Source organism: Aequorivita marina (assembly GCF_031631895.2).
Lineage (GTDB): Bacteria > Bacteroidota > Bacteroidia > Flavobacteriales > Flavobacteriaceae > Aequorivita > Aequorivita marina.
Window position 1 is genome coordinate 1 of record NZ_JAVMBW020000004.1, and the last position, 14818, is coordinate 14818.

At 39.0% G+C, this 14818-nt stretch carries 10 protein-coding genes; 5 read left to right on the forward strand and 5 right to left on the reverse strand.

The window, feature by feature from the left end; translation table 11 throughout:
- Positions 1-342: 342 nt before the first annotated feature.
- Positions 343-2898, reverse strand: a complete 2556-nt coding sequence (locus QPK98_RS07200) for an adenosylcobalamin-dependent ribonucleoside-diphosphate reductase (RefSeq protein ID WP_310992445.1) — start codon at positions 2896-2898, stop codon at positions 343-345.
- A 271-nt stretch (positions 2899-3169) separates the two neighbouring features.
- Between QPK98_RS07200 and QPK98_RS07205 the strand changes: the two genes are divergently transcribed.
- The 5 genes from QPK98_RS07205 to secDF all read left to right on the forward strand — a co-directional run bounded on the left by QPK98_RS07205 (position 3170) and on the right by secDF (position 10603).
- Positions 3170-3562 carry a hypothetical protein gene (locus QPK98_RS07205; RefSeq protein ID WP_310992447.1) on the forward strand — a complete coding sequence of 131 codons (393 nt, stop codon included), beginning with the start codon at positions 3170-3172 and terminating at the stop codon, positions 3560-3562.
- 81 nt (positions 3563-3643) lie between these two features.
- Positions 3644-5683 (forward strand): TonB-dependent receptor plug domain-containing protein, encoded by a 2040-nt coding sequence (locus QPK98_RS07210; protein ID WP_310992449.1) that lies wholly within the window; start codon positions 3644-3646, stop codon positions 5681-5683.
- A 20-nt stretch (positions 5684-5703) separates the two neighbouring features.
- Entirely contained in the window at positions 5704-6561 is an 858-nt protein-coding gene (locus QPK98_RS07215) for a hypothetical protein (protein WP_310992451.1), read from the forward strand.
- A gap of 150 nt (positions 6562-6711) precedes the next feature.
- Complete coding sequence (locus QPK98_RS07220; RefSeq protein WP_310992452.1) at positions 6712-7329, forward strand: hypothetical protein; 618 nt, start codon at positions 6712-6714, stop codon at positions 7327-7329.
- 226 nt (positions 7330-7555) lie between these two features.
- Positions 7556-10603: a protein translocase subunit SecDF gene (secDF, locus tag QPK98_RS07225; protein WP_310992453.1), complete on the forward strand. Its 3048-nt coding sequence runs from the start codon at positions 7556-7558 to the stop codon at positions 10601-10603.
- Positions 10604-10877: 274 nt separating this feature from the next.
- Here secDF and QPK98_RS07230 read toward each other — a convergent pair whose 3' ends face one another.
- From QPK98_RS07230 to cysS, 4 genes are all read right to left on the reverse strand, one after another.
- Positions 10878-11375, reverse strand: coding sequence for a DUF192 domain-containing protein (locus QPK98_RS07230; RefSeq protein ID WP_310992454.1), 498 nt, complete (start codon positions 11373-11375; stop codon positions 10878-10880).
- A gap of 260 nt (positions 11376-11635) precedes the next feature.
- On the reverse strand, positions 11636-12565 hold the full coding sequence (gene lgt, locus QPK98_RS07235) for a prolipoprotein diacylglyceryl transferase (protein WP_310992455.1): 930 nt from the start codon (positions 12563-12565) through the stop codon (positions 11636-11638).
- Between the two features lie 459 nt (positions 12566-13024).
- Positions 13025-13264: a membrane protein insertion efficiency factor YidD gene (gene yidD, locus QPK98_RS07240; protein WP_310992457.1), complete on the reverse strand. Its 240-nt coding sequence runs from the start codon at positions 13262-13264 to the stop codon at positions 13025-13027.
- Positions 13265-13325: 61 nt separating this feature from the next.
- On the reverse strand, positions 13326-14795 hold the full coding sequence (cysS, locus tag QPK98_RS07245; protein ID WP_310992458.1) for a cysteine--tRNA ligase: 1470 nt from the start codon (positions 14793-14795) through the stop codon (positions 13326-13328).
- Between the last annotated feature and the right edge of the window lie 23 nt (positions 14796-14818).

A 14818-nucleotide genomic window follows, 5' to 3' on the forward strand; every position in this document is an offset into this window, starting at 1 on the left:
ACTTCAAATTTTACGATAAATTTTCGATAGGCCAAAAAACAGGAATTCTCAATTACAGACCCCTAAGCTTCATATTATCTCTAAGCCCCATTAAACAAAGGCTTTCAATGGTTACCTTATGAACGTTTAGGACGCTATTGCTATAAAAACTGTTTTCATAAAATTGATGTTATGGTTGGAAAAAATTGATTAGCTATGTTTTTTTCGAACCGAACTAATCTTTGTAAAATAAAACTGTCAGGTTTCAAAACCTGACAGTTTTTTCCATTTTTTAATTTAACATAAGTAGAATCTCAAAGCGAAGCACTCTCACGTCTCACCTCTCAAAATTTCACCACTTTTCTATCCACACTTAGAAGATCCACAGTCTTTACAAGTCAAGCATCCTTCTTGGTAAATAAGCGACGTACTGTTACAGTTTTCGCATTTCTGTTTCCGAGCTTCGGTGCCATCAGCTACATAGCGTTTTAGCGCTCTGGCAACCCCGTTTTTCCAAGTGTTGATGCTTTCGGTGTCCAATTGTAGGCTGTTGATTAATTCAACTGCTTTCTCAATTGGCATTCCGTGGCGAAGGGTGCTGGAAATTAACTTTGCATAGTTCCAAAACTCTGGATTAAATTTATGCGAAAGTCCTTCAATAGTAGTTTTATAACCTCTTTTGTTTTTATACTGAAAGTCGTATCGCGAAGTTCCATCTTCATTGCGGTTTTTAATAATCAAGCCATTGCTTACCCAGCGTGGTATTAAAATTCCATCTTCATCATCGGCAAATCCTGTGAATATTTCATAGGGCTTTCCATCAATCAAACCAATAAATGCAATCCATTTGTCTTTGTTGTTTTGAAAACGTACCACGTCTGCTTCTAGCGTACCGGGGCGCTTTGTAGGAAAAGGTGTAAGCGAGTTGCTTTCCTCTTCTTCATTTTTTTCATCGTTAGAAATTAAAACTCCTGAACGTGAACCATCGCGGTAAACGGTAACGCCTTTACATCCTGCTTGCCATGCCTCTAGATAAAGTTGGCCTACCAAATCTTCAGTTGCATTGTTTGGTAGATTAATGGTAACTGAAATGGAATGATCTACCCATTTTTGAACAGCGCCTTGCATTTTTACTTTGCTCAACCAATCTACATCGTTGGAAGTGGCCTTGTAATACGGCGATTTTTTTACAATAGCATCTAGCTCTTCTTGGGAGTAATTTTTATCGGTTGCAATACCTTGAATTTCCATCCATTGTTTAAATCTGTGATGAAAAACTACATATTCTTCCCAGCTGTCGCCTACTTCATCAACAAAATCTACACGTGCGTTTTTATCATTTGGGTTTACTTTTCTTCGGCGTTTATAAACGGGAAGGAAAACAGGTTCAATTCCAGAAGAAGTTTGCGTCATTAAGCTTGTGGTTCCGGTGGGTGCAATTGTTAATAAAGCAATGTTTCTTCGGCCGTATTCAAGCATGTCGTAATACAGCTTTTCGTCTGCTTCTTTTAGCCTAAGAATAAATGGATTTTTCTTTTCTCTATCGCTATCAAATATTTTAAACGCACCTCTTTCCTTTGCGGTATAAACAGAGGCTCGATAGGCTTCCATAGCAAGTGTTTTATGAATTTTTACTGAGAAATCAGTTCCTTCTTGACTGCCGTACTTTATGCCCAACGCCGCTAGCATATCGCCTTCTGCGGTAATGCCAATTCCGGTTCTTCGGCCTTCGTCGGCTTTGCGTTGAATGTTGCGCCATAGGTTGCGCTCTACTGCCTTTACTTCGTCTGTTTGCGGGTCTGAGTCAATCTTAGCAAGGATGGCATCTATCTTTTCAAGCTCTAGGTCAATGATGTCGTCCATAATTCTTTGTGCCATTCCTATGTGCTTTTTAAATAGCTCAAAGTTGAATTCAGCCTGATCGGTAAACGGGTTCTCAACATACGAAAATAAGTTCATTGCCAATAGGCGACAAGAGTCGTAGGGGCAAAGCGGAATTTCGCCACATGGGTTGGTAGAAACGGTTTTGTAACCGAGGTCTGCATAGCAATCGGGTACAGATTCATTGATGATGGTATCCCAAAAAAGAATACCCGGCTCGGCAGATTTCCATGCGTTGTGAACGATTTTCTTCCACAGTTTTCCAGCTTGAATTTCTTTGGAATACTTGGGGTTGTTGCTAAAAATAGGATATTTCTGAGTGTACTCTTTGTCCTCTTTAACGGCTTGCATAAAGGCATCATCCATTCTAACAGAAACATTGGCGCCTGTTACTTTGCCTTGTTCCATTTTGGCGTCTATAAATTCTTCAGAATCTGGATGGTTTATAGAAACCGAAAGCATCAATGCGCCGCGACGTCCATCTTGAGCCACTTCGCGAGTAGAGTTTGAGTAGCGCTCCATAAAAGGTACGATTCCTGTTGATGTTAAAGCTGAGTTTTTAACCGGTGAGCCTTTTGGGCGTATGTGCGAAAGATCATGGCCCACTCCGCCACGACGTTTCATAAGCTGTACTTGCTCTTGGTCTATTTTCATGATTCCGCCGTACGAGTCGGAATCGCCATCGTTTCCTATTACAAAACAGTTGGAAAGGGATGCAATTTGATGCGGATTACCAATTCCCGCCATCGGACTTCCTTGTGGAACAATATATTTAAAGTCTTTTATAGCATCAAAAACAGCTTCTTCGGTCAGCGGATTTTCGTATCGTTTTTCTACGCGGGCTATTTCTTTGGCAATACGACGGTGCATGTCGTTTGGCGTTTTTTCATATAGATTTCCGTCCGAATCTTTTAGGGCGTATTTGTTAACCCAAACTCGGGCTGCAAGATCATCGCCTTTAAAATACGCAACCGATGCCTCAAACGCCTCGTCTTGTGTAAATGTTTTTGGAGTGGTAGGAACTGTTTTTACTGACATATTTATATAAACTTATTTTAGGAGATTGTTATTTTGAATTTAGAGTAGGTAAAGATAGTAAATTTGAAATTTGAAAGTGAAATGAATGTTCTAAAGTTGTCAATAAAAGAGTGTTAATAACCTTATAATCAGTTCTATGAAAATTTATCAACATTAAAAAGTTGACAAATATTTAAAATTTTTCTTGTTTGTTGCGAACCTCTTCTTTATGCAGATAATTTTATCTTAAATAATGAAAAACTGATAATAATCATTTTTTAAACCCCTTGATGTGCCGTACCTTTGTAACGTGAAAAACGTCATCCTCATAACCGTAACACTTTTGATGCTTACTAAGCCTCTTTGGCCGGTATTGGATTATATGGCGAATTATGATTACATCGTAAACACGCTTTGTGAAAATAAAGACCAGCCAGAGCTAGAATGCGACGGAAAGTGTTATTTAAGCAAAGAGCTTGCAAAAGAAGCTGGTACCGATGATGAAAATCCGCAGAACAAAACTTCGAAAACTGAAATTCCACAGATAATTATTTCAGAAGAAATTCAAGAGTTTGCTTTTCTTCTTGAAACCGATATTACCTCTTCACAAACTACGGCGTATCAATCAAATTTAAACGCTACGCTTTACATTTCAGAAATACTTCATCCGCCAAGATTGGTATAATTTATTTTAATGGCCGTGAATACAACTTTTGGGAGAAATCTCTAACGGCCCATATTTATAAATTATCAAATCTTTAGTGAAATGAAATCAACAACACCTGTGTTTCCTTTAAGGGAAATACAAATGGGTTGTCTTGTTTGCACCTTGCTATGCGGTATGTTTATGTCGCAAAGTTATGCCCAAGAAAACCCTTCAGATAGTCTTAAACTGATAAACTTGAGCGAAGTGGTTGTAATAACAGCTGGGAAAACGCTCAATCACCAAAAGCAACGAAAACCTTTATCTACGTTAGACGAGTTTTTAGAATCTTCTCGTAGTATAAATATGGTAAAGCGCGGTGCTTATGCCTGGGAGCCTACCATGAACGATATGGCGTCAGAACGGCTGGCCGTAACCATTGATGGGATGCAGATTTTTGGAGCTTGTACCGATAAAATGGATCCGATAACTTCCTATGTAGATGTGTCTAACCTCTCTGAAGCCGAAATTGGTTCAGGACAGCAAGGCGCAGTCTTTGGGAATACTATTGGCGGTGGAATTAACCTAAAATTAGACAAGAGTAATTTTAAGCCTTCAGGGTGGAGCGGTTCTTTGGAAACTGCTTTTGAAACCAATAACAAAATGCGTGTTTTTGGTGGCGAATTGAATTATTCCGATGAAAAATTCTACCTAAATACAGATGCAATCTACCGAAAGGCCGATAATTATAAAGCCGGCGGAAATACGGAAGTGAATTTTTCGCAGTTTGAAAAATATAACTTCGCTGTAAACTCAGGGTATAAGTTGGCTGAAGATAAATCTATTTCGGCTACCTTAATATACGACGAGGCGCGGGATGTTGGTTACCCAGCACTGACCATGGATGTTTCTTTGGCGCGTGCGGTAATTGGATCGGTGAGTTTTAATCAGGATACCTTGTTTGGTAGTTTGAGCAATTGGGAAACCAAAGTGTATTACAATACCATTAAGCACGTAATGGATGATACTACGCGGCCAGATGTAATTGTACACATGGATATGCCCGGTTGGAGCGATACCGCAGGGTTTTATACCCAGGCAAACCTGAGCAAGGACAAGCATGATTTCTTTTTTAAGGCAGACGGTTTTTACAATAAGTCTTATGCCGAAATGACCATGTACCCAACCAATAGCAACGAGCCTTTGATGTTTATGCTTACTTGGCCAGATGTGCGCACTAAAGATGTTGGGTTTTATGCCGAAGATCATATAAGTTTTAAGAAATCTTCTTTAAAGCTTTCTACTCGGTTAGCTTATCACTCAAACTCGGTTGAAGATGAATTTGGACTGAATAGTTTAAAGATTTTTTATCCTGAAATGACTAAGGCCAACACGCGGTTTTTAAAGAGTTTTTCGGCCCATTATCATAGCAAATTAAACGATTTTCATTTTAAGGGAGGTGTTTCTTATGGCGAACGGGCTCCTTCTGTTTCGGAAGGCTATGGTTTTTACCTGTTCAATAGCTATGATAACCACGATTACATTGGCGACCCAGATTTGAACACAGAAAGTTCTGCAGATGCAACTATTTCGGTAACCTATAAAAAACCGATTTTTGAAATAACCGCCGCTGCCAACTATTTTTACGTGGTGGATTACATCATCGGGAAGGTGGATAATTCGTTAAGTACGATGACTATTGGTGCCGATGGGGTTAAAATCTATACAAACCTAGCGCATGCCGAGTTGTTTAACACTTCAATCTCGGGGCGGTATAGTATTTCGAATGCCTTTAAATTAACTGCAGACCTAAGCTATCATCGCGGAATTGATGACAAGGGGGATAATTTACCCTTGATAAGTCCGATATCTTATAATGCTGCTCTCGATTTTTATAAAAACCAGTATTCTGCATCGCTTTCGGTGGCAGGTGCGGGAGCGCAAACCAATTACAACCCTGCTTATGGAGAAACAAAAACTGCGGCCTATGCCATACTTTCGGCTAGCTTCGGAAAGCGTTTCTTTATTAACGAAAACGATCTTTTTGTAAAGGCAGGAATTCAAAATATATTCGACGCAAACTATTCGTCCTATACCGATTGGAATAACATTCCACGGATGGGAAGGAATATTTATGCAACTATTTCTTATTCAATAAACTAATATTAAAATACATAATACAGATGAAAACATTAAAATATATATTCGCAATTCTTATTCTATCAGGTTCTTTCGTAAGTTGTTCTTCAGACGATGATGAAAATACGCCAAATGAAATTAACCCGGTAGCCGATTTAAACAAGATTTATGAATTTTCGGAAGCAGATCATACCATTATGATCTATTCAGAAAAACAAAGCTTGGAAGTGGGTTACAATGAAATTTCAATACGAATTAAAGACGAGGCAAGTGGTGAATACCTTACTAATGCCGAAACATCTTGGATGCCCATGATGCAGATGACAAACATGAGTCATTCCGCGCCACATAGCATGTTGAACAATTCGGAAGAAAACTCGGTTTATACAGGCCATATTGTTTTTCAAATGGCAAGCAACGACACCGAGTATTGGGAGCTAACGCTTAATTATTCAATGAACGGGCAACCGCAGGAAAATGCGTATCAAGTTTATGTGGCTCAGGCTCCTGACGGACTTAAAAGAACACAGGTTTTTACAGGTAGTGATGACACGCGTTACGTTCTTGCCTACGTTAACCCAAAAGCTCCGGAAGTTGCTCTTAATGATATGGAAGCGGTACTTTATAAAATGGAAACCATGATGAGCTTTCCAGTGGTTGAAAATTATAGTATAACGATAGATCCAAGAATGCCAGGAATGGGCAACCACAGCTCTCCGAACAATGAGGATTTAACATACAATGCAGCTAGTAAAACCTATAAAGGAAAACTGTCATTGACGATGACCGGTTATTGGAAGATTAATTTAAAACTGACGAATGAAAGCGGTGAGGTTCTAAAGGGCGAAGATGTTACGGAGACCAACCCAGAGAGCAGTATTTACTTTGAGTTAGAGTTTTAAAAACTTGATTAGAGGCTTATTTACGGAATGGTAGATTTTTATGCTTCCTTTTAGTGCATCTGATGCTAAGCCTCTTACTTAAAGTTAATAATCAAAATTATAATATCTAAAGACTGTAGCAATACAGTCTTTATTTTTTATATTTGGCGCGTGAATTGGAGATGGTACATTACTGGATTGATTGTAGCTCTTGCCGTTTTTGGTATGAGTCTAGGCCAATCAACAATAAATCCGAACCAGGAAATTGTTGTTCGGTTTAATACCGCTTTAATCGATTCTGATGAGGTTCAACAGGCCATTACTACTATTAAAGGACAGTTGCAATCTATAGGTGTTGATGATGTACAGGTTTCAGAGCTAAGCAATGGCAAACTAAAAGTCACTTATTTTAGCACCAAAGAAGTTTCGGTTATTGAAGATTTATTTCTTCAGCATAACAAGCTTCAACTTGGCGATTCTGATTCGCGCAGTACAAATGGGTCTTCAGAATTTCCTTTTAGCGAAAATGCTACAATTTACAAGTTAGACGTAGTTAAAATTCAACAAGATTATAGTGCTGAGGCAGGTTTTCAGGGTACGCTTGTAACCTTTAAGTGGGCAAAAGATCAATATGTAAAGCCTATTTTTCTGCTAACAGCAGCATTGCCCGATTTCGATTTAAAATACAATATTAAAAGTGGGGGTGTGAAAACCCATCCTAATATTTCACTTTTAATAAATACTTCTGCATATAAAATCCCTGAAGTTCGGGCTGGGCCTCTTGCCTAATATTGGGGTTTCCCAATAAACCAACGGATTTCAAAACACTTAGAATTGCGAAAACGCACGGCTCATTTTAGAGTTTAGTAGGGGTGTTGCACTTCAAATTCTTCGTGTTTCAACTAAAAATTTTAAATAATCACGATAATTGTCAGATAGATCAGTAAAACATATATTTGCGCTCCCGTTCTGAAGCTTCGGAATTGGGTTTAAAATCTGACCAAAAAATAAACACATGCAAAACAAAGGATTAATTACAGTATTTGCCATCATCTTCGGATTGGTGAGTATTTACCAGCTTTCTTTTACGTTTGTTGCCAGCAAGGTAGAAGGAAACGCGAAGGAGTTTGCGCAGAGCAAATTTTCAGAAAATGAACCCCATAAAAGGGAAAACGCTGCGGCACGATATTTAGATTCTGTTGCCACAGACCCAGTTATGTTGGGAATTGATTATAAAACAGCCAAGGAAAAGGAGCTGAATAAAGGGCTTGACCTTAAGGGTGGTATTAACGTAATACTTCAGGTTTCTGTAAAAGATATCTTGAAAGGTCTTGCAAACCACACTAAAGACCCTGCTTTTAACCAAGCATTGGAAAGAGCTGCAGAACTTCAGAAAAACAGTCAAGACACTTATCTTAACTTGTTTTTTCAGGCTTTTGATGAAATTCCAGGCGAAAACAACTTAGCATCTCCAGATATCTTCTTTAATAAAAATCTAGAGGAAGATATAGAGGTGGGAATGACCAATGGCGAGGTAAAACCAGTTATTGAAAGAAAAGTAGATGAGTCTATTACTTCGGCATTTGAGGTATTAAGAAAGCGTATTGATAAATTTGGAGTTACGCAACCAAACATTCAGCGTTTAGGGAAATCTGCAAGAATATTGGTAGAGCTTCCAGGAGCGAAAGATGTTGATAGGGTTAAGAAGTTGCTTCAAAGTACGGCTCAGTTAGAGTTTTGGGATACCTACAAATTTGAAGAAGTTGCTGGTTTCCTTCAAGCTGCCGACACTAAAGCCGGTGAAATTGAAATGGCAAAAGCTGGGATAGAAACTTCAACAGAAGATGAGGCTGCTCAAACTGAAGTAGATTCTACCGAAACGGAAGAAGATGATGTAAGTAAGCTTTTAGGGGGAGAAGATGTTAATGACACCCTTGTTGATGATAACAAAGCAAACCCAATACTGTCAAAAATGGTTTCTTTGGGAACCCAGGGAGGGCCAGTTATTGCTACTTTTAAGTTACAGGATACAGCAGCGATCAACGCGTATCTTCGCAATCCACAGATTAGATCACTTATGCCTAACGAAATGCGTTATGCTAAATTGGTTTGGGGCTTGCCTGAGGCTAACCCACAGTTAGACGGAGCTGAAACTGCTGCCTTATATGCTTTAAAAGGAAACCGTGATAACGTTCCGCCACTTGGTGGAAATGTAGTTGTTGACGCAAGACAGGAATATGACAACTTGAGCCGCGTTGTAGTCTCTATGCAAATGAACGGCCAAGGTGCCAAAGTTTGGGAGCAAATGACCGGAGCGGCATACCAAAACCAAAGTCAGATTGCTATTGTTTTGGATGATATTGTTTACTCGGCGCCAGGTGTAACCTCTGGTCCTATTGCAGGTGGACGAAGCCAGATTTCAGGTAATTTTACAGTACCACAAGGTCAGGATTTAGCGAATGTACTACGTGCGGGTAAATTACCTGCTTCTGCAGAAATTGTTCAAGGGGAGGTCGTAGGGCCAACTTTAGGTCATGAAGCTATTAATAGTGGTGTGCTGTCCTTTTTAATTGCCCTTGGAATTGTATTGGTATGGATGGTTTTCTACTATGGAAAAGCAGGTGTTTTTGCTGATATCGCTTTGCTGGTAAACATTCTGTTTATCTTCGGAATACTCGCAGGGCTTGGAGCCGTACTTACGCTTCCGGGTATTGCAGGTATTGTATTGACCATTGGTATGTCTGTGGATGCGAACGTACTTATATTTGAGCGTATCAAGGAAGAGCTCGCAAAAGGGAAGGCGCAAAAAGATGCTATTAAAGACGGGTTTAACAATGCCCTTTCATCAATTCTTGATGCCAACATTACAACGGGTCTTACTGGTTTAATTCTTTTGGTTTTCGGAACCGGACCTATTCAAGGTTTCGCAACTACCTTATTGATTGGTATTGCAACTGCACTATTTACTGCAATTTTTGTTACAAGATTGTTTATTGATGGCTATACCAAAAATGGAAAGCCGTTACCGTGCTCAACTTCACTTACCAAAAACCTATTTACTGACCTTCATATTGAATTCTTAAGAAAACGTAAGAAGGCTTATATATTTTCGGCTATTATGATTTTGATAAGTCTTACATCATTATTTACTATTGGGCTAAACCAGGGTGTAGATTTTGTTGGTGGACGTACGTACACGGTTCGTTTTGCCAAAGATGTAAACTCGGCTAAAATTCAAGCTGACCTTATTAAAACCTTCGGAAGTGCTGAAGCAAAGACCTATGGTGGCGATAACCAGTTGAAGATTACAACCAAATACAAAGTTGATGAAACTGGAACCGATGTGGATGACGAAATAGAGCAAATGCTTTTTGAAACCGTGAAGTCTGATATGCCTGAAGGGATGACGTTTGAAGATTTTGTGGGAGATCAAGAAGGCAAATCTATTGGTAGGATGGAATACTATAAGGTAAGCCCAACCATTGCAGATGATATTAAAAAGGACTCTTTCTGGGCAGTTCTTGGCTCCTTGGTGGTAGTTTTCCTTTATATCTTATTACGATTTAGAAAATGGCAGTTTGGTCTAGGGGCCGTTGCTGCAATTTTCCACGATGTGGTGATTGTCTTGGGTATCTTCTCTTTAACGTATAGGTTTATGCCTTTCAGCATGGAGATAGATCAGGCCTTTATTGCGGCTATTCTTACCGTGGTTGGTTACTCCCTGAATGATACCGTTATTGTATTTGACCGTATTCGTGAGTTTTTCGGAGTGCATCCAAACTGGAAAATGTACCGAGTTATTGATGTAGCGCTTAATAGCACCTTGGGAAGAACCTTGAACACCTCATTTACTACCTTGGTGGTATTGTTGTGTATGTTCTTCTTTGGGGCAGAATCTATCCGTGGGCTGTTGTTCGCAATTATTGTAGGTATCTTTGTAGGTACGTACTCATCATTGTTTATTGCAACTCCAATTATGTACGATACTGTAAAACGTAAGAACATTGAAGACCTAATGAAAAAGAAGGAAGAAGAGGAGGAAGAACCTGCTCTAGAAGCATAAATTTCTGTTTTCCGAAACAATAAAAAAGACCTTTCCAATTACCTGGAAAGGTCTTTTTGTTTGGTTTATGTTGCTATTGCGTGTGTATATTAAGAGGAAGATTGCTTTGTATTTTGGCCCTTCTCTTAAAAAAGGGAATGGGATACACCAAACCAGAAAGAACATGGTTTGTCAGAAAGCTGATATAATGTGTTGGAAGGATGGTGCGTCAAATAGCTTGTAACAGCCTCTTCTCGCAAAAGCAATTACTCTACTTCACTCTATATAGACCTCTTTAATTATCCCGATTAAACGCAATCATATCTCCTTTTTGAAGGTTCCAGGTGTCTGAAAGTCCTGCGTTTACTTCAAGTACATATTTTGAAGGCGCTTCAGAAGGAAGGGAGGTTTCATTGTAGGGCTGTGCATTTTTCTGAATGCTCGTTATTTGCTTTTTCGCATTGATATAAATAATATCTAAAGCAAACTCCGTGTTTTTCATATAAAACGATCGTGGCTGCTCCTTCGGAAATATAAAGAGCATAGCGTGATCTGGTGCCATTGAGCTGCGATACATAAGCCCTGTTTGGGTTTTGTACTCATCATCGGCAATTTCAATATCCAGCTTCGTGATAATTGAATCTGTTGCAGCCTTTATGATGCGGAGCTCCCCATTTTTTGTAAACGAGATTTCTTTAGTAAGGCTTTTTACTTCAGAAGTAGTTGCGTCTTTACAATTGTAGAAGCTTAACATAGAAGCCACAATTGCTGCAGAAATAAGTATCTTTTTCATTAGTGTCCGATTAAAAGAGTGAGAAAATTTGTTGGGTCAAAGATAATAGGCAATTAGAATATTTTTATTTAATGACAGCATGCTATTATACTTAGCATCAAAATTTATCGATTAAAAAGTATGTTTAATCAATTTTATCTAGTTTTCAATCTATTAAAAAGCAAGTCTTACGTCTTATATCTTTTTCATAGTTGCGGTTTAATGTTCATAAAGCCACTAATCGCAGCAGATGAAGTTAAGATTGTATATATCTTATTTTTTTACTCGGTAATTGGTTTTTTTGAAGCTTTCCACATAATATAAATTCCTGCAATAATAAATGGCACGCTCAACCATTGCCCTGTTGATAGTAGCCCGAGAACTGATTCAAAACCTCCTTGACTCGCCTTTACAAATTCAACTAAGAAACGAACCATAAATAAGAGAATAAGGAATACGCCAAAAATATAACCAATCTGCTTTCTGCGTTCCGTTTTCCAGTATAGATACCAGCACACCAAAAATACAATTACATAACCGGCAGCTTCGTATAATTGAGCAGGATGCCGAAATGGAACCGATTGAAGTAAATCAGAGAGCTGAGGGTTGTTTGCAATGGCATCATAAGCTTTGCTGGGAGGAGTAAGCCCTGTAGCGTTAACGGCCTCCTGTGGTCTAATACCTTCGTGAAGAAAGCGAACGCCTAGCGGAAAATCACCAGATGGCTTACCGATTATTTCAGAATTCATAAAGTTGCCGATTCTAACGAAAATTCCACCCGCTGCCACAGCAATTACGATGCGGTCCATAATCCATAAAAATGGTTTTTTCACTACGTTTTTGGTGTAGTAGTACATGGCAATAAGAATAGCAATTGCCGCTCCATGACTTGCTAGACCTTGAAAACCAGTAAATTCAAACTCCGGAACGGTACTAATGGGAAGAAATACCGAAAGCGGGTCTTGCAGAAATAGTTCGGGTTGGTAAAAAATTACGTGCCCCAAGCGTGCCCCAGCCAATGTTGCAACGACCATATAGATAAAAAGACTGTCTAGTTTTTCTTGCGGCAATCCTTCGCGTTCATATATTTTTTTGGTTAAAACCCATCCCAGTGTAAATGCTACCACAAACATTAAGCTGTAGTAACGGATCATAAAAAATCCGAGATCAATTCCTTCCGAAGGATTCCATGTAAAACTTAAATAGTGCATATAGGTTGTTTTTAACGCAGCGCAAAGATAGGGAAAGCCAAAAAGTATAACAGAATTTATACTTATTTTAATACTATATTGATTGCTTACCTGCAATAGCGTCCTAAACGTTCATAAGGTAACCATTGAAAGCCATTGTTTAATAGGGCTTTAGAGATAATATGTAGCTCAGGGGTCTGTAATTGAGAATTCCTATTTTTTGGCCTATCGAAAATTTATCGTAAAATTTGAAGTGAAGTTCCCGTAAAATTTTAGGCTGTTTGAGCCAGCAAAGATAGTCATCAAAGCACTGGATTTAAAGGCGAGTTCCTAAAATTTAGGGGACGAATAAAAAATTTAGATAAAATTTCGTAAGCCTAGATTTTTTTGGTTCGTTTTTTCATCAATGGAAAAAATGAACAGCTTAAATATTTAGGACAGAATTGGTTTACCTGCTTTTAATCATCAAATAAATAAAGCTTAGTCCTTGCTTTTTTTTGGGGGAACTGGGTCGTAGCCAGAGCCGCCCCAAGGATTGCAACTGCCTATTCGTTTTATGGCAAGCCAGCCACCTTTTAGCAAGCCATGGGTCTGCAATGCTTCAACTGCATAGTGTGAGCATGTGGGGGTGTACCTACAACTAGAAGGTAATAAAGGCGATATAAAGCCTTGATACCCTTTAATTAAAAGTATAAACGGATAGGTGATTATCTTTTTCATAGTTTCTTCCTAAACCATAGGGCGAAGGCTATTCAGATTTTCAAGGCAATTGGAGATCGGGCTAGTTTAAAGAAAACGTAGTCCCGTCTTTGCCATCCTTTAATTGAATTCCTTTTGCCGCAAGCTCATCACGTATTTTATCGCTCATTGCGAAATCTTTATCGGCACGTGCCTTTTCTCTCAATTGAATTAGAAGTTCTACTGCTGCTGATAGTTTTTCGGTGTCTTGAGCGCCTTCAGAAGCATTATCTTGTAAGCCTAAAACATCAAAAAGAAAATCGTCCATGGTCTTTTTAAAGGTAGCTAAATCTTCTGCCGAGATAGTTTCCTTTCCTTCTTGAATTGCATTTACAAACTTTACGCTCTCAAAAAGATGTGCAATTAATATCGGGCTATTGAAATCGTCGTTCATGGCGTCATAGCAGGATTGCCTCCAGCTAGAAATAGCTATGCTGGTGCTATCTGAAGTTGGCAAGTTGGCTATAACTCTATTGGCATCCATCAACTTATTAAACCCTTTTTCAGAAGCTTCTAGTGCCTCGCTACTAAAATCAAGAATGCTACCGTAATGCGCTTGGTACATAAAAAACTTAGTAACAGTGGGCGAGAAGGGCTTACTTAAAATGTCGTTTTCGCCTGAAAACATATCATTCGGGAGAATAAAGTTTCCGGTAGATTTAGACATTTTTTTGCCGTTAAGTGTAAGCATATTGGCATGCATCCAGTAGTTTACCGGCGATGTGTTGTTACTGGCTTCGGCTTGGGCAATCTCGCATTCGTGATGGGGAAATTTAAGATCCATACCTCCTCCGTGAATGTCAAAGTTATCGCCTAGATATTTTGTGCTCATTGCTGTACATTCCAAGTGCCATCCAGGAAAACCTACGCTCCATGGTGATGGCCACCGCATAATATGCTGGGGTTCTGCTTTTTTCCACAGTGCAAAATCTTGCGGGTTTTTCTTATCGGTTTGTGCGGCAAGTTCTCGGGTGTTGGCAATCATATCTTCCAGCTTTCGGCCGCTCAATTTGCCATACTCTTTGGTTTTATTAAACTTCATCACGTCAAAATAGACCGATCCATTTTTTTCGTAAGCAAAACCTTGATCAATAATTTTTTCAATAATAGCAATCTGCTCGTAGATATGACCCGTAGCAGTAGGCTCAATGCTTGGAGGTAAGGCGTTGAACTTTGCTAAGACCGTATGGAAATCTACCGTGTATTTTTGCACCACTTCCATAGGCTCTAGTTGCTCGATACGCGCTTTTCTCAAAATTGGATCTTCCCCGCTTTCGCCATCATTTTCCAAATGTCCTGCATCGGTTATATTTCGAACATAGCGTACCTTATAACCTAAATGTTTAAGATATCTAAATACCAAATCGAAAGAGAGAAAAGTACGGCAGTTTCCCAAGTGAACATTGCTGTAAACCGTTGGTCCACAAACATACATTCCTATTGCGCCTTCATGGATAGGCTCAAACTTTTCTTTCTTTTTGGTAAGCGAATTGTAAATATGTAAGTCTTGCATAGTAAAAGGACAGAAGTCTAATA

Bases quoted from the DNA above. Each gene is read 5' to 3' on its own strand.
- QPK98_RS07200 (WP_310992445.1), bottom strand. From the start codon at position 2,898: ATGTCAGTAAAAACAGTTCCTACCACTCCAAAAACATTTACACAAGAC.
- QPK98_RS07210 (WP_310992449.1), top strand. From the start codon at position 3,644: ATGAAATCAACAACACCTGTGTTTCCTTTAAGGGAAATACAAATGGGT.
- QPK98_RS07215 (WP_310992451.1), top strand. From the start codon at position 5,704: ATGAAAACATTAAAATATATATTCGCAATTCTTATTCTATCAGGTTCT.
- secDF (WP_310992453.1), top strand. From the start codon at position 7,556: ATGCAAAACAAAGGATTAATTACAGTATTTGCCATCATCTTCGGATTG.
- QPK98_RS07230 (WP_310992454.1), bottom strand. From the start codon at position 11,375: ATGAAAAAGATACTTATTTCTGCAGCAATTGTGGCTTCTATGTTAAGC.
- lgt (WP_310992455.1), bottom strand. From the start codon at position 12,565: ATGCACTATTTAAGTTTTACATGGAATCCTTCGGAAGGAATTGATCTC.
- yidD (WP_310992457.1), bottom strand. From the start codon at position 13,264: ATGAAAAAGATAATCACCTATCCGTTTATACTTTTAATTAAAGGGTAT.
- cysS (WP_310992458.1), bottom strand. From the start codon at position 14,795: ATGCAAGACTTACATATTTACAATTCGCTTACCAAAAAGAAAGAAAAG.